A 26,337-nucleotide genomic window follows, 5' to 3' on the forward strand; every position below is an offset into this window, starting at 1 on the left:
TTTCACTCAGGTACGGTCGGTGTTGCACCGAAGGGAACTTAAATTCACGGCGCTTGCCTCAGCGGCGATAGGTCCACGTAACTTGTTCGAAATCAGCGGTGTTGTGCCTAGTGGCAGCTCATATTTCTGAGAGTCTCAGGCGGTGCACCGACGGAGTTACCCGCCGATATACGACATCTCGATGCGCTTGCGGTCCCCTGGCTCCAAGGCGGCGCGCAGCTCCGAATAGTTGTCATCGCGTTTGCTCCACAGCCCGCCGAGCGCCAAGGCGATATCCCGGTCGGTGGCCTCGGAGCGCAGCAAGGCGCGCAGGTCCGTGCCTTCGGAGGCGAAGAGGCAGGTGTACAGCCGGCCTTCGGCCGAGACCCTGGCCCGGGTGCAGTCGCCGCAAAAGGCGCCGGTGACCGAAGAAATCACGCCGATTTCCCCCGACCCGTCGGCGTACTTCCAGCGTTTGGCGGTCTCTCCCATTTGCGTCGGAGCGGCGGGTTCGAGCCGGTGCCGGGCGGAGATCCGCTCGATCACCTCGGCGGAGGGCACAACCTCTTCCAGCTGCCACTGGTTGGAGGCTCCGACATCCATGTATTCAATGAAGCGCAGCACATGTCCGCTGCCGCGGAAGTGCTCGGCGAGGTCCAGGATTTCGTCGTCGTTGACTCCGCGCTTGAGCACGGTATTGATCTTCACCGGGCCGAGGCCAGCTAGCGCAGCCGCGTCGATGGCGGCAAGAACCTTGTCGACCGGGAACTTGACGTCGTTGATAGCTTGAAAGCGCTCATTGTCCAGTGAATCGAGGGATACCGTCACGCGGTTCAGTCCGGCCTCTTTGAGCGCGGCCGCCTTGATGGCCAAGGCCGACCCGTTGGTGGTCATCGCGAGATCCACCGGATTCCCTTCCGGCGTGCGCAGCGCCGCCAGCCGGGAAATCAGGTCCTCGATGCCGCGCCGCAGCAGCGGTTCACCTCCGGTGAGGCGGAGTTTGCTGACCCCTAGGGATACCGCGATCCCCGCAAGCCGTTCAATTTCTTCGAAGCTCAGCAGTTCCGAGCGCTCGCGGAACTGGAAATCCTTGCCGAAGACTTCCTTGGGCATGCAGTAGACGCAACGGAAATTGCACCGGTCGGTCACCGAGATCCGCAGGTCTCGCAATGCTCGGCCGCGAGCGTCTGCCACTTTGATGGGATCTACGTTCAGAGCCACGGTGCACCTCCTGAAAAAGTACTGATTGGGTGACTTCAAGCTATTGGCAGGGGAAGACTGCATCCGCGCAATATGCGAAGCTACCGAGGTGGTAGGTCATCTTTGAATTCTTGAGGCCTGGCCGCCGATGGTCCGCGGCGAAAATTCGATGTCGCCAAAGGGGCGCCGGCAAGAGACAAGTGATTCTCAGTCGAGAATACCTTGGATCGCGTTGACCCGCATCACTTCGACCGACTTTGACCTCGGAAGTCGGCCGGCAGCGCAGTTGCCGCATTTGCTTCGTCGATTGACCCGCCTTCCCTGGCGGGCCGAGGCGCAAGGTTTTTGCCGATTTCTTTGCTTCCTCCAGCTTCCGCCGCTGCTGGCCATCGGCACTTGTCGGTGCCGAAACGGGGTGGAATCCGGGCAGGCAAAATGTTCATGATGCGAAAAAGCTATTTCAAAAAAGTGTTGCGCAGGTCACATTCCGTTGATAATCTCGTAGCTGTCTATGGCGGGCACCCACCTCTGGGTCGCTATCTACCGGGCGTGCAACTGATCTATTTCAGCAGATGAGTACGGTCGGCGCCCGAGATAAACGGGACCGTTCGGCTGGCTTGTCCGAAGCATGAGGAGCCACGCGATGAGCGTTACTACCACTGGCCAAGACTATCTTTCGATGGCCATCGATATTGCCACCACCAATGTCCGCAACAACGGAGGTCCTTTCGGAGCCGTTGTTGTCTCTGCCTCGGGGCAGATCTTCGAGGGAGTCAACCGCGTCACCGCGAACAACGACCCCTCCGCCCATGCCGAGGTGGTGGCCATCCGCAACGCGGCCGCCGCGCTGGGCACCTTCGACCTGAGCGGATGCGTGCTCTACAGCAGCTGCGAGCCGTGCCCGATGTGCCTGGCCACCTCGCTGTGGGCGCGCATCGACAAGGTCTACTTCGCCGCCAACCGGCACGACGCCACCGACGCTGGCTTTGATGATGCGGTGTTCTACGAATACTTTGAACCCAATTCCAGCCGCGCGCTGATGCCGGTGGATTGTTTCCAGAGCGCCAGCAAGGAGCATTTGAAGCCTTTCCAAGAATGGGACTCGCTAGAGACCCGGACGGACTATTAGGGGACCGGGCCATGACTATGACAAGTCGCCCGCAATCCGAACCGAAAAAAACGGGCAATGCAGCCAAGCCGGGTAGTCTGCAAGCGCGCCCCGGCGGTCCACGCAATCTGCTTGATGCGTACTTCCGGATCAGCGAACGTGGTTCCACGCTCGCGCGGGAATTTCGCGGTGGAATCGTCACGTTCTTCACGATGGCCTACATCGTCATTCTCAATCCCTTGATCCTCGGCGGATTCAGCGCCGACGCCGCACCGGTGGATGTCGCCGGAACCTGGCTGCCGGCAGCGCAGGTCGGGGCCATGACCGGGCTGACCGCCGGGGTCATGACCATCATGTTCGGGGTGATCGCCAACCTGCCCTTTGGGCTGGCCGCCGGCTTGGGCATTAACTCCTTCCTCGCGGTCTCGGTCATCCAGGAGGTCACCTGGGCCGAAGCCATGGGGCTGGTGGTGATCAACGGCGTGCTGATTGTGATCTTCGGAATGACGGGCATTCGAACCGCCATCTTCCGCGCGATCCCGAAGGACCTGAAGGCCGCGATTACGGTGGGCATTGGCCTGTTCATTACCTTCATCGGGTTCGTGGACTCCGGCTTTGTCACCCGCACACCCGCAGGTCCTCCGGTCCAGCTGGGAGATGGCGGATCGATCGTGTCGATCCCGACGATGATCTTTGTGATTGGGTTGCTGATCATGGGCGCGCTGGTAGCCCGTGGAGTGCAAGGCGCGATCCTGATCGGCATCGTGGTCTCCACCGTGCTGGCCGTCGCTGCGGAGCTGGTCTTCAAGATCGGTGCGGGCAGCGCGGATAACCCGCACGGCTGGCATCTGAACATCCCGGTGCTCCAGGGGCAGGTGGTCGCGCTGCCGGACATGTCGCTGGCCGGCGACTTCGATCTCTTCGGTTCCTTCTCCCGCATCGGTGCGCTCGCGGCGACGATGCTGGTCTTCACCCTGGTGTTCACGAATTTCTTTGATGCCATGGGAACCATGACCGGGCTGGCCAAAAATGCGGGCCTTGCGAAAAAGGACGGCACCTTCCCGAGGCTCAAGGCCGCATTTGTGGTGGAAGGCCTGGGTGCGGTCGCCGGCGGCATGGGGTCCTCATCCTCGAATACCGTGTATGTGGATTCGGCCGCCGGCATCGGGGAAGGGGCGCGCACCGGCTTGGCCTCCGTGGTTACCGGGGCGTTGTTCCTGGGGTCGATGTTCTTCACGCCGCTGACCTCGGTGGTGCCCATCGAGGTGGCCGCCGCGGCGCTGGTGCTGGTCGGCACCATGATGTGCGCGCAGATCCGCGAGATCAATTTCAAGCGATTCTCCTCGGCCCTGCCCGCCTTCCTGACGCTGATCACCATGCCGCTGACCTACTCCATCGCCAATGGCATCGGGGCCGGGTTCATCGCATGGGTCGTGGTGAATACCGCGGCCGGCCGCTACAAGAAGATTCACCCGCTGATGTGGGTGGTTGCCGCCGGGTTCTTGGTCTACTTCGCCCGCGGGCCGATCACCGCCCTGCTTGGCTGAGCAGGTGATGAATAAAAGTTGACATTAGTTGCTGTGATGCACTTCACTTAGAATGAATGAACTTGATTTTCCATGATCCGAAATTTGGAGGCTAATCATGGCTGGTTGTGTTGCCTGGTCCAAGGGCCAGATCGCGCACGGAGACTAATCGTCGCCGCGCGCGGAGGGCTGCCCTCCGCGCGTAGCTCATCGAGCGTTTCCCCGGGGCTGGGCCCCGGCGGAAACTAGTCAACCATCCAAATCATTCATAGTGCGCCTGAGCTCTCAGGTGCAGGAGGTGTCAGCGGCATGACCGCCGAGACAACGGAAAAATCGAGCTGCCAAATAACCGTCAACGGAACCATCCGTGAATTCGATGGCCCGCCGCATACCAACGCGCTGGATTTCCTGCGTGGCGAAGGGCTCATCGGGTGCAAGGAGGGATGCGCGGAGGGCGAATGCGGCGCCTGCTCGATCCTCGTGGCCCGCAGCGACAGGCAGGGGACCCGCTGGACGGCGTTGAATGCCTGCCTGCTGCCGGCCGCATCGCTCGACGGGCAGGAAGTCATCACTTCCGAAGGCCTGGGCAGCGTGGAAAACCTGCATCCGGTGCAGGAGGAGATGGCCAATCGCGGCGGATCCCAGTGCGGTTATTGCACCCCCGGATTCGTCTGCTCCATGGCCGCCGAATACTACCGCCCGGAGCGAATCGCCAATACCGCAGTCATCGCGGAGCACGGCGAGGAGCACCGGTGCGGACCCAATGGATTCGATCTGCATTCGCTCTCTGGCAACTTGTGCCGCTGCACCGGGTATCGACCCATTCGTGACGCGGCCTATGCCTTGGGTGCACCGGATGCACAAGATGAGCTTGCCACCCGGCGAGGGCAAGCCGCACCGGCGGCGGTGTCCACCGATATCACGCGGGTGGACACCCCCACCGGAAGCACCGGTCGCTTCCGGCGCCCGGCCAGCCTGGACGCGGCCTTTGGCATCCTGGCCGAGGAACCCGAAACCCTGCTCGTGGCCGGAGGCACCGACTGGGGCGTCGAGGTCAATATCAAAGGTGCGCGGGCCCGCTCGGTGCTGGCCATCGACCGGCTTGCCGAGTTGCGCCAAATTCACTTCGGCGAAGACTATATCGAACTCGGCGCCGCCTGCACGCTGAGCGAACTCGAACGTCTTCTGGCCGGCAAGATCCCGTTGCTCGGCCAGCTCTTCCCGCAGTTCGCCTCCCGGCTCATCCGAAATGGCGCCACCCTCGGCGGCAATTTGGGCACCGGTTCGCCGATCGGGGATACCCCGCCGGCGCTGCTGGCGCTGGAAGCGGACCTCGTGCTGGGCAGCGCCTCGGGCAGCCGCATCGTGCCCTTGGCACAGTACTTCACCGGGTACCGGCAGACGGTGCGCGCCGCCGGGGAACTGATCACCGCGATCCGCATCCCGCTGCCGCTGGCGGCCCTGACCAGCTTCCAAAAGATCTCCAAACGACGCTTTGACGATATCTCTTCGGTGGCCATCGGCTATGCGGTGAGCGTGGAAAACAACTACATCACCAAGGCCCGCATCGGCTTGGGCGGAGTGGCCGCCACTCCGCTGCGAGCTACCGCCACCGAAACCGCCTTGGAAGGCAAAGAGTGGTGCTTGGCGACCATCCATGCGGCCGCCGAGCAGATGGCGCAGGAGGGCACCCCCATGGATGACCACCGGGCCAGCTCAAGTTATCGAAAGGCGATGCTGAAGTCCTCGCTGGAGCGTTTCTTCGCCGAACAGCTCGCCTGCACCAACGCAGCAAAGGGGGAGCAAATCTCATGAGCCAGCTTTCACAACGCCCGGAATCGCCCGTAGTCGGCCAGCGCCAGCGCCACGAATCCGCGGCCGAACACGTCACCGGCACCGCGCGCTACACCGATGATCTGGCGCAGCGGCTCACCGGCGTGCTCCACGCCTACCCGGTGCAGTCCGCCGAAGCCCACGCGAAGATCCTGGGCCTCGATACCAGCGGCGCCAGCGCAATTCCCGGGGTGGTGCGGGTGATTACCGCCGCCGATATCCCGGGGGTTAACGACCAGGGCGCCAAACGCGACGAACCCATGCTTCCGGTCGACGAGGTGATGTTCTACGGCCAACCGGTGGCCTGGGTGCTCGGCGAAGATCTGGAAGCCGCCAAGGCCGGGGCGGGGGCGGTCAAGGTGGACTACGAGCCGCTTGCCTCGCTGATCACCATCAAGGAGGCCATTGCCGCCCAGAGCTTCCACGGGATCAAGCCCACCATCGACAAGGGGGATATTTCCGGGGCCTTCGCCGACGCGGCACATGTCTTTGAAGGGGACTTCGAATTCTCCGGCCAGGAGCATTTTTATCTTGAGACGCAGAACTCGCTCGCCCTGGTTGACGAGTCCGGCCAGATATTGATTCATTGCTCCACCCAGCACCCCACCGAAACCCAAGATATCGTCTCCCATGTGCTCGGCATCCCGGCCCATGAGGTGACGGTGCAGGTATTGCGGATGGGCGGCGGGTTCGGCGGCAAGGAAATGCAGCCGCACGGCTACGCGGCGCTCGCCGCGCTGGGCGCGGTGCTCACCGGGCGTCCGGTGCGGGTTCGCTTGAACCGCACCCTGGATATGACCATGACCGGCAAGCGCCACGGGTTCTACGCGACCTGGAAGATCGGCTTCGACGCGCAGGGCAAGATCCTGGCCTTGGATGCCGGCCTCACCGCGGACGGCGGATGGAGCCTGGATCTGTCCGAACCGGTGCTTACCCGTGCGATGTGCCATATCGACAACGGCTACTGGGTCCCGAATATCCGGGTGCGCGGACGGATTGCCAAATGCCATAAGACCTCGCAGACCGCATTCCGCGGCTTTGGCGGGCCGCAGGGCATGCTGGTGATGGAGGATATCCTGGGCCGGGTCGCCCCCAAGCTGGGGATCGCTGCCCGCGAGCTGCGCCGGCGCAACTTCTACGCGCAGGGTCAGGACACCCCGTACTATCAGCCGGTGCGCCATCCCGAACGGCTCGACGCGGCCTGGCAGCAGGTCCTGGATTCCGCCCAGATCACCCAGCGCGAGGCGCAAATCAGCGAATTCAACGCGCGCAATGAGAACACCAAACGCGCTCTGGCACTCACCCCGGTGAAGTTCGGGATCTCCTTCAACCTCACCGCCTTCAACCAGGGCGGCGCCCTGGTGCTGGTCTACAAGGACGGCTCGGTGCTGGTGAACCACGGCGGCACCGAGATGGGCCAAGGGCTGCATACCAAGATGCTGCAGGTCGCGGCCACCACCTTGGGAGTGCCGCTGTCCGCGGTGCGCATCGCGCCAACCCGCACAGACAAGGTGCCCAATACCTCGGCCACCGCCGCCAGCTCCGGCAGCGATATCAATGGCGGGGCCGTGAAGGACGCTTGCGAGCAGATCCAGGCCCGGCTGGCGCAGGTCGCCGCCGGCAAGCTTGGCGTTCCGGCGCATGAGGTGCGTTTCGGCAACGGAAAGATCACCGCACTGGGCAAGAGCCAGGAGCTGAGCTGGGAAGAAACCGTGCGGGACGCCTACTTCCAGCGCATCCAACTCTCGGCCGCCGGGTTCTACCGTACCGAGGGGCTGCACTGGGACCTGAGCCAGATGTCCGGCACCCCGTTCAAGTACTTCGCCTACGGGGTGGCCGCCAGCGAGGTGGAGGTCAGCCGCTTTGACGGGTCCTACACCCTGGCCCGAGTGGACATCGTCCACGACGTGGGAGACTCGCTCTCGCCGCTGGTGGATCTGGGGCAGATTGAAGGCGGTTTCGTGCAGGGCGCCGGGTGGCTGACCCTCGAAGACCTGCGCTGGGATACCTCGGATGGTCCGGGGCGTGGACGAGTGGCCACCCAGGCCGCGAGCACCTACAAGATCCCCAGCTTTTCCGAGATGCCCGAGGAATTCAACGTTTCGTTGCTGGACAAGGCCCACGAGGAGGGCGCGGTGTACGGTTCCAAGGCGGTCGGCGAACCGCCGCTGATGCTGGCCTTCTCGGTGCGCGAGGCGCTGCGGCAGGCGGTGGCCGAATTCGGCCCGGCCGGCTGCTCGGTGCAGCTGGCCTCGCCGGCCACACCGGAGGCGGTGTTCTGGGCCATTGAATCCGTGCGCGAGCCGAGCCTGATCGAGGAAAAGGTGCGCTAGCCATGCTGTCCTGGATCGAAGCGGTGACGGCACTGCGCAATGAGCGGCGCGCGGCGGTGCTGGTCACCGTCACCGCCGTGCGCGGCCATGCCCCGCGTGAAGCCGGCGCGAAGATGGTGATCGCAAAGGAAGAAATCTTCGGCACCATCGGCGGCGGCAATCTGGAGATGGCGGCCATGGAACGGGCCCGCGAGATGCTCGCGCAGGGCGAAAGCCAGCCGCAGGACATGAGCCTGCGGCTGAACGACAAGGCCCCGGCAAAATACGGGCGCCAATGCTGCGGGGGAGAGGTGAGCCTGCTGCTGGAGCCTTTGCCGGTGCCGGCCACCGTGGCGATCTTCGGGATCGGCAACGTGGGAATGGAACTTGCCCGCATCCTCTCCCGGCATGAGCTGGAATTGCATTTGACCGACTCGCGTCCCGAGTTCCTCCAGTCGCTGGCGGCTATGGAACCCGGCGTGGCCCGTGTGCATGCGCAGGTGGCGGTGCTGGGCGAGCAGGTGTTGAGCTGCCTTCCGGAAGGCGCCCACGTGCTGATCATGACCCACGACCATGCCGAGGATTTCCACTTGTGCGATGCGGCCTTGCGGCATCCGGGGCTCGGATCGATCGGGCTGATCGGCTCGAAGGCCAAATGGGCCCGCTTCCGGAAGAACCTGGCCGCCAGCGGTCACGGCGAGGCGAAAATCCAGCAGATCCAATGCCCCATCGGCTTGGCCGAGGTCTCGGGCAAGCAGCCGGCGGTTATCGCAGTCAGCGTGGCCGCCGAGCTGCTGGCAAGGATCAATTCCAGCCCCAAGGTGCATGCCTGAGATCATTTGATCCGCCGCCGGCCACCGGCATCAGCCCTGGACGCGCCGAAGTTCGCTGCCGACCCGGGTGATCTGCTCGGGGCCGACCTGGCAGCACCCGCCGATAATGCGTGCGCCGGCGGCGATCAGTTCCGGCACCGCTCCGGGCAGATCGGTGCCCGAGGTCCCCGGAATCCAGGCTCGGGCCGCGCGGTCCCAAATCTCGCCGCTGTTCGGGTAGGCCAGCAGCGGAAGGTCCGTCAGCTCGCGCAACAACCTCAGGGCCGAGACGGCCACGGGCACCGGGCAGCAATTCACCCCGAGGGCGGCAAAGACGCCGGAGTCGTTGGCGATCCGCGCCGCCTCGCGCAGGTCGCTGCCGTCTCCGAGCACCAGCTGTCCGTCCGCGGCGGTGCGCACCGCGAGGCTGAGCATGACCGGCAGGCCCAACCCGGCCACCTCACCGGCCAGCGCCTGGACTTCGGCCAGGCTCGGCACGGTTTCACAGATCAGCACGTCCGCCCCGGTCTCGGCCAGGACCCGCAGGCGCCCGCGGTGCCAGTCGGCCAGCTCGGCGACTTCGAGCCCGTAGGCCCCGTCGTATTCGGTGCCAGCCCCCGGACCGGCGCCGTAGGGTCCCACCGAGGCGGCGACCCAGCGCGCCGGTGAACCGTTCGCCGCTTCGCGGGCCAGCCGCACGCTGGTGCGCAGCAGCTCCTCGGCTTGGGCGGCGACCTGCTCCGTGCCCGCACCGCCGCTGGCGTTCGCCAGGCCATCGATGCTGACCTGGTAGGAGCAGGTGGTGGCCAGCTGCGCGCCGGCGGCGAAGAAGTCGGCATGCGCGGCGCGGACCTCCTCGGGACGGTCCTTGAGGATCTGCGCGGACCACAGCTCCCCGCTCACGTCATTGCCGCGCTGCGCCAGATGGGTGCCGAGCCCGCCGTCCAGCAGCAGCGGCGCGCTGTCGGCGGCGCTCAGCGCCTCGCGGAAATTGAGGGTTTCACTGGGATTTTTCACTTTCCGAGGGTAACCCGGTGACAGCCTGATGACCGATTATGACGGCCTGTGACAGGCCATGACAAGGCCTGCGCGGAGCAGGGGGCACGGCAGATATCCTTCAAACGCATTCATTCCAGAAGGAGCCCCATGACCGAGCTCAATGCGCCGCCGGCGCAGCAGCCTTCCGCCCGCGCTACTCCGGGCGTTTCGCCCGGGGAATCCGGGCTGCGCCGAACCATGACCTCACGCCACCTGGTGATGATCGCCCTGGGCGGGGTGATCGGCTCGGGATTGTTCGTCTCTTCGGGCTACACGATTGCGCAGGCCGGACCGCTGGGCGCCGTGCTGGCCTACGCGGTGGGCGCGCTGGTGGCCTATATGGTGATGAGCGGGCTCGGGGAGCTGTCCGCACGCCATCCGGTGGCCGGCGGGTTCCACGCCCATGCCACCCGAGACCTTGGCCCGGCCTGGGGTTTCACCACGGCCTGGCTGTACTGGATGTGCTGGGCGGTGGCGCTGGCCAGCGAGTTCACCGCCTCGGGCATCCTCATGCAACGCTGGTTCCCCACGGTGCCGGTCGCGGTGTTCGCCCTGATCTTCGCCGCCCTGCTGTTCGCGCTGAATGCGGTGTCCTCGAAGGTCTTCGCCGAAACCGAATTCTGGTTCTCGCTGATCAAGGTGGCCGCCGTGGTGCTCATGATCGTGGTCGGCGCGGCCACGATCTTCGGCATCAACCCGGCCAGCGACGCGGGACCGCTCGGATTCTCGAACTTCGCCACCGGCGACGGGCTGTTCCCGACGGGGATCAGCGGCGTGCTGGTCACCATCCTGGCCGTGTTCTATGCCTTCAGCGGCACGGAGCTGATCGGTGTGGCCGCCGGCGAGGCCAAGAACCCGGAACTGAGCATCCCGCGGGCCATCCGCACCGCGGTGGTGCGCCTGGCGGTGTTCTTCATCGGCGCCATCGTGGTGATCGCCGCGATCATCCCCTTCGCCGAGGCGGGCGCAAACGAGAGCCCGTTCGTCACGGTGCTGGATGCCGCCGGGCTGCCGGCCGGGGCCGACATCATGAACTTCGTGATCATCACGGCGCTGCTCTCCGCGGGGAACTCCGGGCTGTATTCCTGCGCCCGGATGCTGCACGCCATGGGCGCCGCGGGCCAAGCCCCGGCGGCGCTCTCGAAAACCAACCGCCGCGGCGTGCCGATGCTGGCGCTGTGCCTGTCGCTGCTGGGCGGTTTGGCCTCCCTGCTCTCCGGGGTCATCGCCGCCGACTCGCTGTTCCTGGCGCTGGTCTCGATCTCCGGGTTCGCGGTGGTGGCGGTGTGGATCGTGATCTGCGCTTCGCACCTGTCCTTCCGCCGGCACCATGTGGCGCTGCATGGCGGCACCGATTCGCTGCCCTACCGGGCCCCGCTGTTCCCGCTGCTTCCGATCCTTGCCCTGCTTCTGCTGGGCGCCTCGCTGGTCGGCGTGGCCTTCGATCCCGTGCAGCGCCCGGCCCTCTGGTTCGGTGTGCCCTTCACCTTGCTGTGCCTGGGCTACTACCGCTGGCGCCACGGGGCCGGTGTGTTCACCCCGGCGCGCTGAGCGGGCGCTGTGAAAACGCCGGGCACGGGAACTCTGCGCGGCTCTGGGGAGTTTAACGGGGCCAAGGCGGGCGTAAATCGTGCCGCGACCCACCAAGGAAATGAGGACGTTGTGGCGATGTTCGACAAGCTATTGCGCAAGGGAAAGCAGCTGGCCGGCGAGTATGTCCGGGAACAGCTGAACCAGCGCAGCACCACCGGCCAGCGAAACAACCAGCAGGATCCGCGCGGCCCGCGCAGCCACGCCGGGTACGAAAACCGGAACTACCCGAACCAGCCAAGCGCGGCGCAACCGCGGCCGGCCGGTAGCCAGGGCGCCTCACGCGAGGACCAGGCGGCGATCGAGAAATACCGCTACATGCTGCGCACCGCGCCGCCGCAGGATATGGAACGCGCCCACACCGAGGCTTTCGCCCGGTTGACTGCCCCGCAGCGCGAGCTGCTGCACGCCGAGCTGGCCGAGCAGTTGCCGGCCGCAGAGCGCCCGGCCTCGCAACGGCCGGAGGATCTGGCCCGGGCCGCCACCCGCGCCGAGGTGTCCCGCCCGGGCTTCTTGGACAAGCTCCTCTCGCGGGGAGATTCGGGACGGAAATCCATGGGAGGCATGGCCGCCGGCGCTGCCGGCGGACTCGGAATCGGCCTGCTGGGCGGTGTGGCCGGCGCCTTCATCGGCACCGCGATCGCCGGTCCGCTGCTCGATGGCTTCGCGGGGATCGGCGAGGAATTCGGCTCGGCGGCCGAGGGGCTCACCGATTCCTTCGCCGGGGCCGGCGAACAGTTTTCCGCGGCCGGAGAGGGCTTGGGCGACCAGGCCGGGGGAGCGTTCGGGGACTTCCTGGGCGGTGCCGGAGGAAGCTTCGGGGACTTCGAGTTCTAACCGGGCTACCGCTCCACCAGCGGAATATGCACCAGCGCGCGCTGCCCGTTCTGCACCATGAACCCGCGCCCCGGCGGGAACTCGTGGCGCTTGACCCGCGGGAAAGGCACCTTGAAGAGCGAGTCGCCGTCATAGCCGTCGGGCTTGAGCGCCAGGCCATGCCGGGCGGACTTCAGCTCGCCGAGCAGCCCGAAGCTGGAGGAGAACTGGTTGACGTCTCCGTCGGCCAGCAGGAAGTGGTCGGAGCGGTTGACCGCCTTGATCAGCTCCTTCAGCGGGCGTTCGGCATCCGAATCGGCGAACTCGCTGATATTCTCCACCACGAACACGATCTTGCCCGGCATGGATTCATCCGCGACCAGCTCCAGCATGTCCTTGGCGAAACGCCGCGTTTCCTCCGGCCCGCTGGCCGTGCCATGCCAGGTCCGCCAGCCGCGCAGCTCGGCGCGGCGCCCGCCGAGGTGGAAGAACTGGGTGGCCGGATGCTCGCGCTCCAGGGCCGTGACCATGGCGCGCAGCGTGTTGGTCTTGCCGCTCTGCGGCGGGCCGACCACCACGAAGGTGCCCACCGCTTCGAATCCGCACGGACCCAGGGTCGTATCGGACAGGCCGATCACCGGCTGCCCGTTGAAGGAGTCCGGCAGCGCCGCGGCCTCGAAGGACTGCGGCAGCGACTGGATTCCGGCCGCCGCCGGGGCTCCGGCCGCGCGCAGTTCCGCGGCCCAGCTGGTGGTCAGCGCCGTCTGCTCGGCGACGTTGGCGGTGCCGCCGAGCACCGCGATCTGCGCCTCGTGGCCCTTGATGATGGCTCGCCCCGGGGCGCTGCGCTCGCTCAGCACGTCCTTCGGCACGCCGAGCACGTTGTAGGCCTGCTCGTCGGCCATGCGCAGCACCACGCGCTGGGTGATGTTCGCGCTGATCGCGGTGGGCACTGCCCCGAAGCGGTCGGCGGTGGCGATCACGTGCACGCCCAGCGGCCGGCCCTCGCCGACGATCCGCATGAACACCTGGTAGAACTCGCCGCGTCCGTGGCCCAGCTCCCAGTCGCCGCGGAACTGGCCGAAGCCGTCGATCAGCACGAAGATCCGCGGCTCCGACAGGTCCCCGGTGACTTGGCGGTATTCGCTCAGCGACGCGGCATTGGCCGCGGCGTAGCGGGCCGAACGGTCATCGAGGTGCTCGGCCAGGGTCCGGAAGAGGCGCTGGATGCGCTCCACGTCGTCTCCGCCGAGCACCGCGCCCACCTGCGGCAGCGCGGAGAGCGAGCGCAGCGAGCTGGTGCCGAATTCCAGCGCGTACACCGCCGCGGCACCGGCCGAAGGATTGGCTCCGGCGGCCAGCGCGATGCTGCGCAGGGCCGCGGACTTGCCCGAACCGGAGGTGCCGTAGATCAGCAGGTGCCCGTCCGCGTCCGGTTCGAAATAGGCGGTCTCCTGGGCCTGGCGCTCGGGGATGTCGGCCAGCGCCAGCGGGATGCGGCTCTCGGAGTCCGGAGCCAGTTCGCGCAGGTCGATGGTGGCGGACAAGTCATCGAGCCAGGGGCGCCGCGGGGCCGGGATCGCGGCGCTGCGGGCGGCCGCGCTGAAGCTGGTGACCAGCAGCTTCTGGTCGGTGGGCCCGCTGTTCTCCTCGATATCCGGGGCCGCGGACTCGGGCTGCTCCCAGATCCGCGTGCCGCCGAAGCGCAGGTCCTCCACGCGCACCTCGGCCCGCTCGGGTTCGTCGGTGGTCCAGCCGCCGGCATAGCCGGACTGGAAGGGGATCAGCCGGCCGGGGCCGGTTTTCGCGATGCCGCGCCCGGGCAGCGCGGGGTCGAAGCCGGCCGCGATGGGGTCCTCCACCACGTCGTTGGAATCCGCGGCGTCGGCCATGCGCAGGGCCACGCGCAGGTTGGTATTGGCGCGCAGGTTGTCCTTGATCACCCCGGCCGGACGCTGGGTAGCCAGGATCAGGTGGATGCCCAGCGAACGGCCGCGCTGGGCGATGTCCACCACGCCGTCCACGAACTCCGGGACCTCCCCGGCCAGGGCGGCGAATTCGTCCACCACCAGCACCAGGGCCGGCGGAGTCGCCGGGTCCTGGCGCTTCTCCAGCTCCAGCAGGTCCTTGGCCTTCTTGCGGTGGAAGAGCTTCTCGCGGTGGTGCAGCTCGGCGCGCAGGCTCTGCAGCGCGCGGCGGACCAGATGCGGGGAGAGGTCGGTGACCAGACCGACGCAGTGCGGCAGGTCCACGCAGTCGGCGAATGCCGAGCCGCCCTTGTAGTCCACGAACAGGAAGGTGACCCGGTCCGGGCTGTATTCCGCGGCCATGGCCAGCACCCAGGCCTGGAGGAATTCGGACTTGCCCGAACCGGTGGTGCCGCCGACCAGGGCGTGCGGTCCCTGGGAGCGCAGATCCAGGCTCATCGCATCCGGGGTGCTCTGCCCGATGAAGGCACGCAGGGTGCCGGCGCGCTTGAGCCGCGGCAGCGACCCGGCTGGCGCGGTGCGGTCGATCACCGAATTGTTCTGCCGCCAGCGTTCGAGCACCGCGGCCGGGGACTCGGCCAGGTCGGTGCCGAGGATGCGCAGCAGGGAGACCGAATCGGGGATGTCCGAGGAGTCCGGGATCAGCGAGCTGGAGTCCACGATCGGCGCCAGCCGGCGGGCGAAATGCTCGGCGTGCTCGCGGGAGACCCCCTCCATGGCCACCTCGCTGGCCTGCTCGCCGGCGCGCACCCAGCCGACCGTCGCCGCATCCAGCCCGTTGCTGACGTCGAGATAGCTGCGGCAGGCCGCCGGCAGGGATTCGCGGGTCGGGGCGACGAAGATCGTGTAGATCCCCACCTCCGGCCCGCGTTCGATGATCTGCGAGAGCCGGGCGCGGTCCACCGGGGCGTCGTTGGTGACAAAGAGGACCAGCGAGAGGTCCTTGGCGCGCGGGGCCTTGGAGGTTTCTTCCCCGACGTCCTTGCCTAGCTCCATGGAGGTGGCCCGGGCCGCCAGCGGCCCCAGCCGGTAGGCGGCCGGACCGGCGCGCTGGGCGATCAGCTCCTCCAGGGCGTTGAGCAGCACGGTGCCCGAGGTCTGCGTATCGGCCAGCGCGATCTGGGCCAGCGGGGAGCGCGGGCCGGTGGTATGCGGCAGCCATTTGAACCATTCCAGGTCCGCGGTCCAGGCCGGGTCGATCAGCGCGGCGGTGCACAGGTCATTGGGCGCATGCAGGCCGAAGAGCTGCACCGCCAGCGCGCGCAGCGCGTCGGCGGCCTCCAGCCGCGGCCCGGCGATGCCGATGGCCCCGGCGGAGGGCAGCAGCTCGATCACCGGCACGTCGTGGATCATCCGGTATTTTTCCGTCAGGTCCTCCACCCGCTGCACGTACTCCTGCAGCCCGGCCCGGTCGGTGAGCGCCGCGACGGTGTTGCGGCTGCGGGCGGTGCCGGAACCCAGGCGCAGCGAGAGGAAATTCCAGTGCTCCGGGCGCCGGGTCCAGAGCAGCGGGCCGAGCGACTCGGCCTGCTCGTAGACGGTGGCGGTGGCCGGCGCTTCGCTGCGCCGGTGCGTGCGTTCGGCTTCCTCCCCGGCGAACAGCTCGTCCTCGAGCTGCTCGAACTGGCGCTCGAAGGTCTCGATCTCCAGGCGCAGCTTGTTGTTGTTCTGCGTGCGCTGGCCGATCAGGTTGCCGAGCATCATCAGCGGGGAGACCAGCACCACGATCAGCGACAGGGCGCGCTGGGTCAGCGAGAAGATCGTCAGCCCCATGATCAGCGGGGCGAAGATCATCGGCCAAGGGAAGAGCTTCGGGGAAGCTTCCTGGGGGATGGCCGGGCGGGGCAGCTCCTGGCCCGGGTAGCGGATCTCCACCCGCGGGGAGCGGTTGAAATTGATCGAGCCGCCCTTCTCGTAGACCGGGGATTCGCGCGTGCTGTGCCCGGGCAGCAGCTCGAAGTAGACATCCGTGGCGCCCAGGGTGATCAGCTGGCCGGGGATGACCGCCAGGCGCTGCACCAGCCCGCCGTCCACCAGGATGCCGTTGGCCGAGTTCAGGTCCACCAGCTCGATCTTGTTGCCCACCTCGATGCGCGCGTGCCGGGTGGAGACCAGCTGGTCGTTGAGCACCACGGTGGCCTGCTCCGAGCGCCCCAGCGACGAGGTTCCGGCCGGCAGCGCGAAGGCCATGCCCGCGTCGGGCCCGCTGGCCACGCGCAGCACCGCGGCGGCCGAGCCGCCGGAGACGAAGGCGTCGGTGGTCGGAACCACCTCGATGGCGAATCCGGAGCCGAGTTCCGCCTCGGCCAGCGGGGTCTGCGGGTCCAGCTGCACCGAGGCGGTGCCGGCCGCGGTGGCCAGCAGCGTGGCATGCTCCGGGGCTTGGTCCCCGGCCAGCGCCCGGGCGGCGTCGCCCACGGTGGCGGTGGCGTCGCAGGTCAAGATGACGTCCACGGTGCTGGAGTCGTGGCGCCTGAGGGTGGCCTTGATTTTCACTTGTCGGTCTCCTGGGAGGTGATGCGGAAGGTGCGGCTGCCGATCTGGACGGAGTCCCCGTCATGCACGTGCACGCGGGTGCCCGCCGGCACGTTGTGCGGCCGGCCGGAGGCGACGGTGAGCTGGGTGCCGTTGCTGGAGCCCAGATCCATGATCCACACCTCCGCGCCGTCGCGGCCGAAGGACAGGTGGTTCTTGGACAGCAGCCGCTCGGGGTCCGCCAACGGGATCAGCAGGGAGCCGGAAGGGGCCGCGTCGGCCACCGGGGCGCGGCCGATCAGCCCGGAGGCGGGGACCGGGATGTAGGAGCCGTCGTCGAAGGCCAGGGCCGCGCGGCGCCCGGTGCGCCGCTCGCCGCCGGCCGAGGCTTGCCAGTCGCTGTTCTGCGCCCCGACGATCCCGGCACTGGACCGGGGACGCGAGGCGAAATCGGACTCCACGGCCGCGGTGCCCAAGGCCGGCAGGTGCTCGGAGATGTCCCGGTCCGGGCGGGCGAGCAGGTACTTGGCGCGGGCCAGCACCCGCTCATTGGTGGAATCGATGCCGCTGCGGATATCGATCACATAGGTGCCCGCCAGCTTGTCCAGCCAGCCGCGGCGGTGCCGGCGGTCGAACAGGCAGGAGAGCAGCAGCAGTAGCGGACCAATCACCGGGATCAGCTGGCTGCCGAGGAACACCAGCGCCAGGGCCAGGATCCGCAGGAATCCCGGTGCCGCGAAATCGGCCAGGCGCACCGCCCGCAGGCGCATCGCGGCCTTGCCCGGGGAACTGCCCTTGCGGCCGTTCAGGCTCAGCAGAACGACCAGGTAGATAACCAGCAGCAGGCCGCTGGCGCCGGTGAGGACCAGCGGAACCGTGGAGTATTGCCCGGTGATCAGGTACAGCAGATAGCCGATGCCGGCCGGGAGCAGCGCGGCGAGCCCCACCGAGTAGTCGATCGCATAGGACCAGAAGCGCAAACGGGCCTCGGCCGGACGCAGCCCGAGCTCGTGGGCCTTGGCGAGAGAGGGTGCGAAGACGTCCATAAGACCTTTTTACGTTAACCGGATGCCTGCGCGCTACGGGGAGTTCTCCCCATTGATCGGAAAGCATGTGCCGCCTTAGCCTTGATTAGAACGAACCAAGCGGTCCGCTGATCGGGCCTGTCGAACTGCTAAGGAGCATTGTTGTGACTGATTTCAAGGCCAATTACGGCGAAATGGAAGCCATGGCGTCCAAGCTGGACACCGGACGCGAGGATCTGGACGGCGTGCTGGAGCAGCTGCAGTCCGGCGTGGACAAGCTCCTGGGCGAGGACTTCACCACGGAGCACGCTTCGGGCCAGTTCGGTGAAGGCTACAAGGACCTGAACGATGGGCTCAAGAAGGCCTTTGACGGCATCAACGACATGGCCATCGCGCTGCGCGACATGATGGAGCAGATCCAGGACACCGACCGCTCCATGGCCGGCAAGTAGCCAGAGCAGCTTTCGGGCTGATGTGGCCGCCCTGGTTTTTGCCGGCGGCCACATTTTCTTGCTCTGCGTGAGCTTCGATCACCCATTTGACCCGCAGCGTTGTCGCTGGATACCTAAGGAGTCGTTTACGCCGTGGCCGATGAGATTTATTTGGCTCGACTTGATGAGATCGTCACCGAACTGGGCAACAGCATCAAGGACTTTGAGAACGCTTCGGAATTTGCCAAGGGCATGGCCGATGCCGTGGGAGACCCGATGGGCAAAGGCGATCTGAAAGACCGGGTCAAGGACTTCGAAGACAACTGGAACGATACCCGCGAGGATCTTGTCGAGAATCTTGACGGCGTGTACACCGGCCTGAAGGACATCAAAGAAGGATTCGAGGAATGGGACTTGGAAACTAAGAAGGCCTTCTTGAATTCGCGTGCTTCCGATGCTCCCAAAGCAGCTGAATAGACGGAGAGAATTGACGATATGACCTTGGAATCGCCAAAGGGCGCAACCTTGCAGTTGATTGACGGAAATCCTGATGATCTGCTCCGGAGCGCGAGGAACTTGATCACGTCGGGCGAAGAGATGGAACGCTCCGCGGCCCGGCTGGAAGACATCAGCAACGGAACGTCGGATCTGAAATCAGAGGCTGTCACCAAGCTGCGCGAGAACGCTGGCGAAGTATTTCCCGAGCTGCGCAAGGCAGCGATTAGGTATGACGGCACGGGCAAGGCACTGAAGAATTATTCGTACGCCTTGGATCGAGTCCAAGGGGCGCTCCAGATGTGCACCGCTGAGGGCGGTACGGATTCATATCCGACATTGAATGCCCTGATTACGGATATCGAGGACGCGCATCAGAGCGTGCAGACCAAGCGAAGCCAGGAAGACTCTGCAGAAGGAGCCGTGGATGACGCCGACGGTTTCCTCGGTTTCAGCGAAGGCACCGAGGAGGAACAGGAAGAAGCCAAGGGCGAGCTGACCGAGGCAACCACGGCGCGCGAAGAAGCCGAAGAGGAACTGCGTGAGCTCTGGGGCAAGTTCGACGGCCGCGTTTCCTATTGGGAAGATGCCTATGACGAAGCGGTCGGCGAAATCGAGGATGCCTTCAAAGCCGCGGACAACGATGACAAGTTCCTCTCCACCCTGGGTTCGGTTCTAGGTTGGATTGCTCTCGTTGTCGGTATCGCCGCGTTGTTCATTACATCTCCGGTGTGGGGTCCGATTGCCTCCGCGATCGCGGCAGTTGCGGCGATCGCGGTGTTGGCCATCGAGATCATCAAAATGGTCCAAAACGACGGTGATTGGACCAGCCTGATCATTGCCGCCATCGGAGTCATCCCCTTTGGCCGTTTTGCCGGAAAAATCATTTCAGGATTAGGCAAAACACGGGTCACCACCGGACGTGGCATCGTCAGATCCTCTATCAAGACGAAGGCAAAACGTCCGCCCAAGACCAAGATCCGTGGAGATCGCACTACCCGATCAAAGATACGACGCAAGAATCGCAAAATCGAGGACAACTACCAGCAGTCCAAATTCATAGCGAAAAACCAGAAAACCGAAACGTACATGGACGGCTTCAAGAAGGAATTCAAGGGAGACTGGAAAACGTACGTGAAATATACTTCGGAAGGGAGCGCGGTCAGGCACCGCGAGCTGGCCAAGTATATTCTGAAGAACCCCGAGGACCTCGGACCTCAAGCCAGGGCTTGGGCTGAAAAGACCATCAAGCACGGCGCCAGGGAAGATCGCGGTAGTGTTTTAGTCCAGGCTCCGCCGAGCCTCTGGGATTTGACCCGCGAGAAGTAGCCATGCTGGTCGATCCGATGAGTGTACGAATGAGCCAAGCCTCGATATTGCGGGAGAAATGATGAGCCAGGCCCCTCCAGATCCGAAAGCGCGGCACCGGGGCATCGGATATAGCCTGCTGTACCCTGCTGGATGGCGCGAGTTCAACACCAGCGTGGAGCATGAGCAAGCCTTGACGAAGCTGGTGACGGCGGAACCCAAAGCCCTTGGACGTGTCGACCTGGTATTGATGCTTCGGCAGAAAATGCATCAGATGTTCGAGTACTTACGCCGCCGTGGATCACTCGGCTTTGCGATGCCGGTTGAAAAACTCAGCAGTGGCGCCATGCCGGTTTCCGTGATCATGACCCCGCTGAAGGTGGGAACGACTGGATCTCTGCTTGATGCAGCGCGAAGGGCCGCGGGCGGAAGCCAGATAGAAATCGAAGATGCGGACGGGGCCGAATGGTATCTCTGGACCTCATCAGAGCAGTCCGATGAAGCCCCGGAGCTCAAGAACAAGGGCTTGAACCTGGTTGTTCCGAGGCCGAAGCCCGACGGGAGTCTCGATCCGGATCCGAAGGCGGGCCTGTGGCTGCTCTTTTCCTATAGCTATGTTGATTCGGATAATGGAGAGGAATTCGCCGAAGGGCTGCGAACCCTGGGCTATGCGATTCTGGGGACCTTCAAGTGGGTGCCAATCCAGTGACGGCATATGAGATGGAACCGGATTTGGATTACTGGATTCCGGTGCCGCGATCATTTCCCGGAGATGGCTGGGACACGGCAGGTCAATGGGCGCAGGACTTAGCCGAACTCGCCATACCGGATGATGCAGACTTGCGGCATGTCTATCAGCAGTTGGCTTTGGACGTGGCGAACAACCAAGTGGCCGACGCCGAGCATACGCTTTGGTATTCGCCTGAAGACGGCCACGCCATGGGTACTGCACACCTGTTCATCCTGGACGACGATGCGGGACAAAGCTTGGCGGATCTGGCGATGCCGGATTATGAGTCTGCTACGCCGGTGCAGATTCGTGAGTACCAGTCGAATTCCGTTGGCCAGATTCTCCAGTTGACTTCCGTCATCGCAATAGACGCACCGCGCGACGACGATGGATCCGCGATTCTGCCTGCCGTGGGACATGTGAGAACGGCAGCGCGCTCACGTGGCCTGGTTTTCCTGCTGGATGCCTACGACTCGGAACTGTCGACATTGAGTTTCATGATGGATCCCATGGTTGACCTATTCGACACTGTTTCCGTCTATGAAGACGAACCTGAGAACGAAACGGATAACAATTGAAAACCTCCAGATCCAAGCTGCCCGATCACAAGGAGTTCGTGACGTGCTCGTTGCACCATTCCCCACGGATCGATAAGAGCTTTTCACTCTTAGCGCTTGGGGGGATCTTATGTGCCCTGGGGATCTATCTGATCGCCAACGATTTGCCGGCAACGTCAAGCTATCTCGCTCAAATTACCTTGCAGGGCATTCCGACGACCGTTGGCGGGATACTCATCATTTTCGGTGTTATCGGCCTGGCCACCGCGCTCAAGAACTCTGCACGCAAAACGAGCGAAGCCATTGACCTGATAATCAAACCCAGCGGAATAACCGTGCGAGGGGGGCACAAGATTGCGTGGAGTTCAATTCATTCGGCAACGGATATCCAGCATGTAAATGACGCGAAAGTCCAGGTCCTCTGGGATCGTGCAGACCTTAACCGTTCGTTGGATATTTATCTTGATGAGCCTTTGGACATTCCACGATGCAAAGTGAAAGATGGAAAGCCGGTCGTGAGGGTCTGCCTTCGCTATTACCCTGCCGTTGAGTACAGGATGCTCTACGAATCGATATTGGACCAGATTGAACGCCGCGGCATCGCCGTGGAATTCGAAAGACAGCAGACACAATTCTGAATTTTCGCTGCCGGAAGCGGCGGTAACACCGACTGCCGCGGTTTCTCCGCCCGCCGAAAACCCCGCATGGAAAGCCTGATGCTCAGCGAATCGGCGGCCTGCCGGCAAGTCGATTCTTACGCACAAGCAGTCCTGAAGCCGGACAGCTGAGTGTGCCTGCAGTCCGCGCCGCTGGGTTCCGGCTGCAGGGCAATCTCCAATCCGCGGCTTGGCTTATTGCGCAACAATGGCGCAGTTCGGCTCGATCCCCGCAGGCGTGGTGAATCCCGCTGCAGCGCTACGGCGCATCCATGACGCCGCGGCTATGGGCCAGCGCCGCCGCCTCCGCGCGGGAACGTACCCCCAATTTCCTGAACAAGTTCCGGACATGGAACTTCACCGTGTTTTCGCTGATGCCCAGTGCAGCCGAGATCGCGCGGTTCCCCTGCCCCGCCGCCAGCAGCTGGAGCACTTCGAACTCCCGGGCGGCCAGATTCCATTGGGCTAGATCGGCGGGCGTGCTCTGCGGAGCATCGAGCGGCAGCACGATCGAGACATCCGTGCCCCACTCGGGGATGACTTCCAGCTCCATCCGCCCGGCCAGGGCTTGCACCTGCCGGTTCAGTCGCTCGATAGTCGGGGACGCTTGGTCCATGGCGCCGCGTCCGTCGTCGCGCACGTTGATCAGCAGGTTCTCCCCGTCGCAGTCCCACTGCGCCCGGATCCGGTGGATATGCTCTTGCTCCATCATGTCCAGCGCCAGCCCGCGCATGATCGAGCGCGCCGCATGGGCGACTTCCCCGGGCAAGGCCCTGCCATCGGCGGGCGGCTCGATGAATTGCAATTCCACCCCGCCGGATTCGCTCAAGGGACGCAGGTCCTCGCGCAACCGGGTGAAGGCGCTGCCCACCGGTTCCTCGGCCATGCCATTGATCCGGTCATCGAGGGAACGCAATCCCACTAAGGTCTTCGCCGCCAGGTCGGTGGCCTTGGCACGTGCCAGCGCATCGCTGAGCTGGGTGCTGCGCAAGGTCGCCAGCAGAAGATCCAGGCTGGTGGAGTACTGGTCAACCAGCTCGGTGGTCACCCGGGTCCGTTCGGCCGATACTGCCCGCGATTCACGCAAGTAGGAAGGCGGCGCGTCGGCGACCTTTTCGCGGATCCGGGCTGCCGTGAGCCGCCAGAGGTAGCCAAGCAGATCGCGGGAACTGGCGGACTCGGCAGGCTCCTGCGCCAACACCGGATCGGTCAGCACGAGGAGCGCATTGCTCGGCGGATAGCGCAAGGCAAGGACTTCGCGCGGAGCCCCGCCAATCCCGGCGGTGCTCCGCCACCGGTCCTGGCCCGGATGGGAGCTGCGCAGCTGGTCCAATTCATCGATGGTGACCCGGGAGGTGATTGCCTCGCTTCCCGACTTCTTCTGCGGCCTGCCCGTGCATTCTTCGGTGAAGATCAGCAGCGCGGAGCATTTGATCCAGGGCGGCAGGGCGGCATGCAGGCGCTCGGCGATCTGCAGCAGCGGCGCGGTCGCCAGCAGCGACAGCGAATCGAGAAGCCGCCAGAGCGCGTCTTGGGAAATCGGTTCGGCAGCAATGCCCTCGGGGGAAGAAACCATGACAGCGAGTGTATTCCATCCGGGACTGGCTCACCTACCTGAATGGGTGGGATGAACCGTCACAAAATGGGGTATTGCCCACCCGGAGGAATCGCGAGGATGGATTGTAGACACGGCGGGGTCCTCGACGGGCACCGAAGCGAGCATCGAGAGGAATGGCTTGGGAACTTTGCGAACCACGGCGGCGGCAATCACGACAAATCATGTTCTAGCCGCGCAGGAAATGATCCAGGCGGAGATCGCTGGGACCATGCAGGCCATCGATCCCGGGCAGATCGCCGCAGTGGCCGAGCTGGCCGGTTCGGCCAAGCGGATCTTCGTCGGCGGTGCCGGGCGCAGCGGTCTGGTGCTGCGCATGGCCGCCATGCGGCTGATGCATCTGGGCCTCACCGTGCACGTGGCCGGGGATATCACCACTCCGGCCATCACCGAGGGGGATCTGCTGCTGGTGGCCTCAGGCTCGGGCACCACCTCCGGGGTGGTCAGAAGCGCACAGACTGCGGCCGATCTCGGCGCGCGCATCGCCGCGGTGACCACGGACCCGGGCTCTCCCTTGGCGCATCTGGCCACCGCGATTGTGCAGGTGCCGGCCGCGCGCAAGACGGACCACGGATCGGCGAAGAGTAAGCAGTACTCGGGCAGCCTCTTCGAGCAGTCGCTCTTTTTGGCCACCGAATCGCTATTCCACTGCCTCTGGAGCAGCACGGACTTGCCGGCCGAAGAGCTGTGGCTGCGGCACGCCAACCTGGAATAGCCCGCCGCGAATCCTCCTCGAAAAACACAACAACCGAAAGAAGATCATCATGAAAATCCAAGTTGCCATCGACCTGTTGACCACCCAGGACGCGCTGGAGCTGGCGGCCAAGGTCGCCCCGTACGTCGACATCATCGAGTTGGGCACCCCGCTGATCAAGGCCGAGGGCCTCTCGGCGGTTGCCGCGATCAAGAGCGCCCACCCGGACAAGATCGTGTTCGCAGACATGAAGACGATGGATGCCGGCGAACTGGAAGCCGACATCGCCTTCGCAGCCGGCGCGGATCTGGTCTCCGTGCTCGGCAGCGCAGACGACTCCACCGTGGCGGGCGCCGTCAAGGCCGCCAAGGAGCGCAATAAGGGCATTGTCGTCGATCTGATCGGCATCGCGGACAAGGCCGCCCGTGCGAAGGAAGTCATCGCGCTGGGTGCCCAGTTTGTCGAGTTCCACGCCGGCCTGGACGAGCAGGCGCAGCCCGGCTACGACTTGAATGGACTGCTCAGCGCGGGCGCAATCGCGGCCGTTCCATTCTCGGTAGCCGGCGGTGTCAGCATCAGCACCATCGCCGAGGTGCAGAAGTCAGGGGCCCAGGTGGCGGTGGCCGGAGGCGCCATCTATGGCGCGGCCGACCCGGCGACCGCGGCCCGCGAGCTCAAGGCCGCATTGGTCTAAAGCGCGATATATCCCTTCGGCCTGCCCCGTTGGGGGCAAGTCGAAGCATCGGCGGCATCGATAAAACGGAGCCACCCGGAATTGCATAATAAGGCGCACGGCTCCAGTGGAGCCGTGCGCCTTGGCGCTATTTGCCCTCGTCGCCACCGACCATGGTGATTGGCTGGACGCCTCCGCCGGGGAAACAGCCGATCGGGCTCTTGCCTGATTCTGCGACGATGTCCAAGCATTTGGATGTCAGCGTCTCGGGGGTGATGGACCGCTCGAGGATCTTGTTGGCCTCGGCCTCGGCGGCGCTGGTTTGCTTGCGCTGCTCGGCGATGCGGGTCTTCGCAGTTTCGGCCTGCAGCTCGTTGATGCGATTCTGCGTCGGCTCATCGAAGTTGATGATCGGCAGGGTTACCGAGCGGATGTCGATCTGGGTGCCGACCTTTTCCTGCATCTTGGTCCGCACGGACTTGGCCAGGCCCTCGAGGTCCTGGCCTCCATCGGCTGGATCGGTGTAGGCCAGCGGGTCGTAGGTCGCCATGACTTCGTTCAACGCGGCGCGGAAATTGCGATCCACCAGGTTGGACTGGATGCCTTCGAAGGTGCGGTAGTCCAGGAACACGGACATCGCGTCGTCGGTCTTCAGCTGCCACTGGATCGAGGCGTCGACGTTCGCCTTGCCGTTGTTGCCCAGGCGGACCGGGATGGCGCTGTTCGAAGAGTACACATCGTTTTGGACCGACCCATCGAGCTTCTCCACGGTTTCCCACGGCGCCTTGAGGTGGAAGCCGTTGCCGATGACGGCGGTGGGCTTGCCCAGGGCGATCTTCACCCCGACGGTGCGTGGCTGAACGATGGTGGCCGAGGCGAATCCGAGAACAACCAGCGAAACGAGCAGGATGCCGATGCCGGTCAACCGGGCATTTCCCTTGGACTTCGTGCCGGCTTTCATGCCCGCGCTGCCGAAGACGAAGAATAGCCCGAGCAGGATGCCAATGATGATGAGAACTGTGAGAAACATGTCCCTCTTCCTTGATGTGATGAACACTTAAAGTCTAAGCGATGTACCATCTGGAGGATTCGAGGGAAGATGAGTGATGTTTCACGGATGCTGCAGCGGAAGGCTACTTCAGGTGGTCAACCAGCTCAGAGGCGATGCCGGTGTAGTTGCCCGGGGTCATCTGCTGCAGACGAGCCTCGGCATCCGCCGACAAGCCCAGCTCGCCAACGAATTCCTTCAAACGGGCCGCGTCCACGCGCTGTCCGCGGGTCAGGTCCTTCAGGCGCTCATAAGGATTGTCCATGCCTGCAACGCCGGCAATGGATTCGGCGCGTTGTGAAGTTCGAGCGGACAGGGATTCATGGAGACGATCGTGCTGCAGGGATACAGCGAAGAATGAAAAGCGCTACGGTCGATCTTAAATATTAGACCCGAGCAACGAGATGAACGACGAGACGATATCGTTG

Annotated in this window: 22 protein-coding genes; 15 read left to right on the plus strand and 7 right to left on the minus strand. The window is 64.7% G+C overall.

From position 1 onward, the window contains the following. Window positions 1–156: 156 nt before the first annotated feature. Entirely contained in the window at window positions 157–1,200 is a 1,044-nt protein-coding gene (gene moaA, locus CQ015_RS07120; RefSeq protein ID WP_255248454.1) for a GTP 3',8-cyclase MoaA, read from the minus strand. A gap of 622 nt (window positions 1,201–1,822) precedes the next feature. Between moaA and CQ015_RS07125 the strand changes: the two genes are divergently transcribed. The 5 genes from CQ015_RS07125 (at window position 1,823) to xdhC (ending at window position 8,791) form a co-directional block, all read left to right on the plus strand. Next, window positions 1,823–2,308 (plus strand): nucleoside deaminase, encoded by a 486-nt coding sequence (locus CQ015_RS07125; RefSeq protein WP_105552769.1) that lies wholly within the window; start codon window positions 1,823–1,825, stop codon window positions 2,306–2,308. Between the two features lie 11 nt (window positions 2,309–2,319). Beyond that, window positions 2,320–3,834 carry an NCS2 family permease gene (locus CQ015_RS07130; RefSeq protein WP_105649699.1) on the plus strand — a complete coding sequence of 505 codons (1,515 nt, stop codon included), beginning with the start codon at window positions 2,320–2,322 and terminating at the stop codon, window positions 3,832–3,834. 288 nt (window positions 3,835–4,122) lie between these two features. After that, window positions 4,123–5,628: a xanthine dehydrogenase small subunit gene (locus tag CQ015_RS07135; RefSeq protein ID WP_105649700.1), complete on the plus strand. Its 1,506-nt coding sequence runs from the start codon at window positions 4,123–4,125 to the stop codon at window positions 5,626–5,628. Next, window positions 5,625–7,979, plus strand: a complete 2,355-nt coding sequence (xdhB, locus tag CQ015_RS07140) for a xanthine dehydrogenase molybdopterin binding subunit (protein ID WP_105649701.1) — start codon at window positions 5,625–5,627, stop codon at window positions 7,977–7,979. Before CQ015_RS07135 ends, xdhB begins: the two co-directional genes overlap by 4 nt. A gap of 2 nt (window positions 7,980–7,981) precedes the next feature. Continuing rightward, a complete protein-coding gene (gene xdhC, locus CQ015_RS07145) occupies window positions 7,982–8,791 on the plus strand; it encodes a xanthine dehydrogenase accessory protein XdhC (RefSeq protein WP_105649702.1) in 810 nt (269 codons plus the stop codon). Window positions 8,792–8,821: 30 nt separating this feature from the next. On the opposite strand, the gene mmuM is transcribed toward xdhC, so the two are convergent. Next, entirely contained in the window at window positions 8,822–9,787 is a 966-nt protein-coding gene (gene mmuM, locus CQ015_RS07150; RefSeq protein WP_258137997.1) for a homocysteine S-methyltransferase, read from the minus strand. Between the two features lie 129 nt (window positions 9,788–9,916). Between mmuM and CQ015_RS07155 the strand changes: the two genes are divergently transcribed. Continuing rightward, complete coding sequence (locus CQ015_RS07155; RefSeq protein ID WP_105649703.1) at window positions 9,917–11,359, plus strand: amino acid permease; 1,443 nt, start codon at window positions 9,917–9,919, stop codon at window positions 11,357–11,359. Window positions 11,360–11,476: 117 nt separating this feature from the next. Beyond that, entirely contained in the window at window positions 11,477–12,235 is a 759-nt protein-coding gene (locus CQ015_RS07160) for a hypothetical protein (protein ID WP_181150374.1), read from the plus strand. A gap of 5 nt (window positions 12,236–12,240) precedes the next feature. Here CQ015_RS07160 and CQ015_RS07165 read toward each other — a convergent pair whose 3' ends face one another. Together CQ015_RS07165 and CQ015_RS07170 are read right to left on the minus strand one after the other, a co-directional pair. Next, window positions 12,241–16,698, minus strand: a complete 4,458-nt coding sequence (locus tag CQ015_RS07165) for an FtsK/SpoIIIE domain-containing protein (protein WP_105649705.1) — start codon at window positions 16,696–16,698, stop codon at window positions 12,241–12,243. Further along, window positions 16,695–17,723: an RDD family protein gene (locus CQ015_RS07170; RefSeq protein ID WP_105649706.1), complete on the minus strand. Its 1,029-nt coding sequence runs from the start codon at window positions 17,721–17,723 to the stop codon at window positions 16,695–16,697. The genes CQ015_RS07165 and CQ015_RS07170 overlap by 4 nt, the downstream gene beginning before the upstream one ends. Before the next feature lie 143 nt (window positions 17,724–17,866). Between CQ015_RS07170 and CQ015_RS07175 the strand changes: the two genes are divergently transcribed. From CQ015_RS07175 to CQ015_RS07200, 6 genes are all read left to right on the plus strand, one after another. Continuing rightward, the gene (locus CQ015_RS07175) at window positions 17,867–18,154 is read left to right on the plus strand and encodes a WXG100 family type VII secretion target (RefSeq protein ID WP_066141890.1); all 288 of its coding nucleotides are present in this window, start codon (window positions 17,867–17,869) and stop codon (window positions 18,152–18,154) included. A gap of 132 nt (window positions 18,155–18,286) precedes the next feature. Then, window positions 18,287–18,610: a hypothetical protein gene (locus tag CQ015_RS07180; RefSeq protein ID WP_105649707.1), complete on the plus strand. Its 324-nt coding sequence runs from the start codon at window positions 18,287–18,289 to the stop codon at window positions 18,608–18,610. An 18-nt stretch (window positions 18,611–18,628) separates the two neighbouring features. Then, on the plus strand, window positions 18,629–19,957 hold the full coding sequence (locus CQ015_RS07185; RefSeq protein ID WP_105649708.1) for a hypothetical protein: 1,329 nt from the start codon (window positions 18,629–18,631) through the stop codon (window positions 19,955–19,957). A 61-nt stretch (window positions 19,958–20,018) separates the two neighbouring features. Beyond that, a complete protein-coding gene (locus CQ015_RS07190) occupies window positions 20,019–20,645 on the plus strand; it encodes a hypothetical protein (RefSeq protein WP_105649709.1) in 627 nt (208 codons plus the stop codon). Next, window positions 20,627–21,244, plus strand: a complete 618-nt coding sequence (locus CQ015_RS07195; protein WP_146114029.1) for a hypothetical protein — start codon at window positions 20,627–20,629, stop codon at window positions 21,242–21,244. Before CQ015_RS07190 ends, CQ015_RS07195 begins: the two co-directional genes overlap by 19 nt. After that, window positions 21,241–21,861 carry a hypothetical protein gene (locus CQ015_RS07200; RefSeq protein WP_105649711.1) on the plus strand — a complete coding sequence of 207 codons (621 nt, stop codon included), beginning with the start codon at window positions 21,241–21,243 and terminating at the stop codon, window positions 21,859–21,861. Before CQ015_RS07195 ends, CQ015_RS07200 begins: the two co-directional genes overlap by 4 nt. Before the next feature lie 277 nt (window positions 21,862–22,138). On the opposite strand, the gene CQ015_RS07205 is transcribed toward CQ015_RS07200, so the two are convergent. Continuing rightward, window positions 22,139–23,455, minus strand: coding sequence for a response regulator transcription factor family protein (locus tag CQ015_RS07205; RefSeq protein ID WP_105649712.1), 1,317 nt, complete (start codon window positions 23,453–23,455; stop codon window positions 22,139–22,141). Window positions 23,456–23,624: 169 nt separating this feature from the next. On the opposite strand from CQ015_RS07205, the gene hxlB reads away from it, so the two are divergent. After that, the gene (gene hxlB / locus CQ015_RS07210; RefSeq protein WP_374955683.1) at window positions 23,625–24,209 is read left to right on the plus strand and encodes a 6-phospho-3-hexuloisomerase; all 585 of its coding nucleotides are present in this window, start codon (window positions 23,625–23,627) and stop codon (window positions 24,207–24,209) included. Between the two features lie 49 nt (window positions 24,210–24,258). Next, window positions 24,259–24,882 carry a 3-hexulose-6-phosphate synthase gene (gene hxlA / locus CQ015_RS07215; RefSeq protein ID WP_105649714.1) on the plus strand — a complete coding sequence of 208 codons (624 nt, stop codon included), beginning with the start codon at window positions 24,259–24,261 and terminating at the stop codon, window positions 24,880–24,882. Window positions 24,883–25,009: 127 nt separating this feature from the next. Here the strand turns inward: hxlA and CQ015_RS07220 are convergent, their stop codons facing one another. Both CQ015_RS07220 and CQ015_RS07225 read right to left on the minus strand, forming a co-directional pair. Then, window positions 25,010–25,891, minus strand: coding sequence for an SPFH domain-containing protein (locus tag CQ015_RS07220; RefSeq protein ID WP_105649715.1), 882 nt, complete (start codon window positions 25,889–25,891; stop codon window positions 25,010–25,012). 103 nt (window positions 25,892–25,994) lie between these two features. Further along, window positions 25,995–26,252 carry a hypothetical protein gene (locus CQ015_RS07225; RefSeq protein ID WP_258138041.1) on the minus strand — a complete coding sequence of 86 codons (258 nt, stop codon included), beginning with the start codon at window positions 26,250–26,252 and terminating at the stop codon, window positions 25,995–25,997. Window positions 26,253–26,337 lie beyond the last annotated feature (85 nt).

The sequence above is a fragment of the Arthrobacter sp. MYb221 genome (genome assembly GCF_002979835.1).
Classification (GTDB): Bacteria; Actinomycetota; Actinomycetes; order Actinomycetales; family Micrococcaceae; genus Glutamicibacter.

What these genes read in the sequence shown, in the direction of transcription:
- CQ015_RS07160 (WP_181150374.1), top strand. Translation starts at nt 11,477, where the DNA reads ATGTTCGACAAGCTATTGCGCAAGGGAAAGCAGCTGGCCGGCGAGTAT.
- hxlA (WP_105649714.1), top strand. Translation starts at nt 24,259, where the DNA reads ATGAAAATCCAAGTTGCCATCGACCTGTTGACCACCCAGGACGCGCTG.
- CQ015_RS07205 (WP_105649712.1), bottom strand. Translation starts at nt 23,455, where the DNA reads ATGGTTTCTTCCCCCGAGGGCATTGCTGCCGAACCGATTTCCCAAGAC.
- xdhB (WP_105649701.1), top strand. Translation starts at nt 5,625, where the DNA reads ATGAGCCAGCTTTCACAACGCCCGGAATCGCCCGTAGTCGGCCAGCGC.
- CQ015_RS07220 (WP_105649715.1), bottom strand. Translation starts at nt 25,891, where the DNA reads ATGTTTCTCACAGTTCTCATCATCATTGGCATCCTGCTCGGGCTATTC.
- CQ015_RS07170 (WP_105649706.1), bottom strand. Translation starts at nt 17,723, where the DNA reads ATGGACGTCTTCGCACCCTCTCTCGCCAAGGCCCACGAGCTCGGGCTG.
- CQ015_RS07135 (WP_105649700.1), top strand. Translation starts at nt 4,123, where the DNA reads ATGACCGCCGAGACAACGGAAAAATCGAGCTGCCAAATAACCGTCAAC.
- CQ015_RS07125 (WP_105552769.1), top strand. Translation starts at nt 1,823, where the DNA reads ATGAGCGTTACTACCACTGGCCAAGACTATCTTTCGATGGCCATCGAT.
- CQ015_RS07155 (WP_105649703.1), top strand. Translation starts at nt 9,917, where the DNA reads ATGACCGAGCTCAATGCGCCGCCGGCGCAGCAGCCTTCCGCCCGCGCT.
- CQ015_RS07130 (WP_105649699.1), top strand. Translation starts at nt 2,320, where the DNA reads ATGACTATGACAAGTCGCCCGCAATCCGAACCGAAAAAAACGGGCAAT.
- CQ015_RS07185 (WP_105649708.1), top strand. Translation starts at nt 18,629, where the DNA reads ATGACCTTGGAATCGCCAAAGGGCGCAACCTTGCAGTTGATTGACGGA.
- xdhC (WP_105649702.1), top strand. Translation starts at nt 7,982, where the DNA reads ATGCTGTCCTGGATCGAAGCGGTGACGGCACTGCGCAATGAGCGGCGC.
- CQ015_RS07190 (WP_105649709.1), top strand. Translation starts at nt 20,019, where the DNA reads ATGAGCCAGGCCCCTCCAGATCCGAAAGCGCGGCACCGGGGCATCGGA.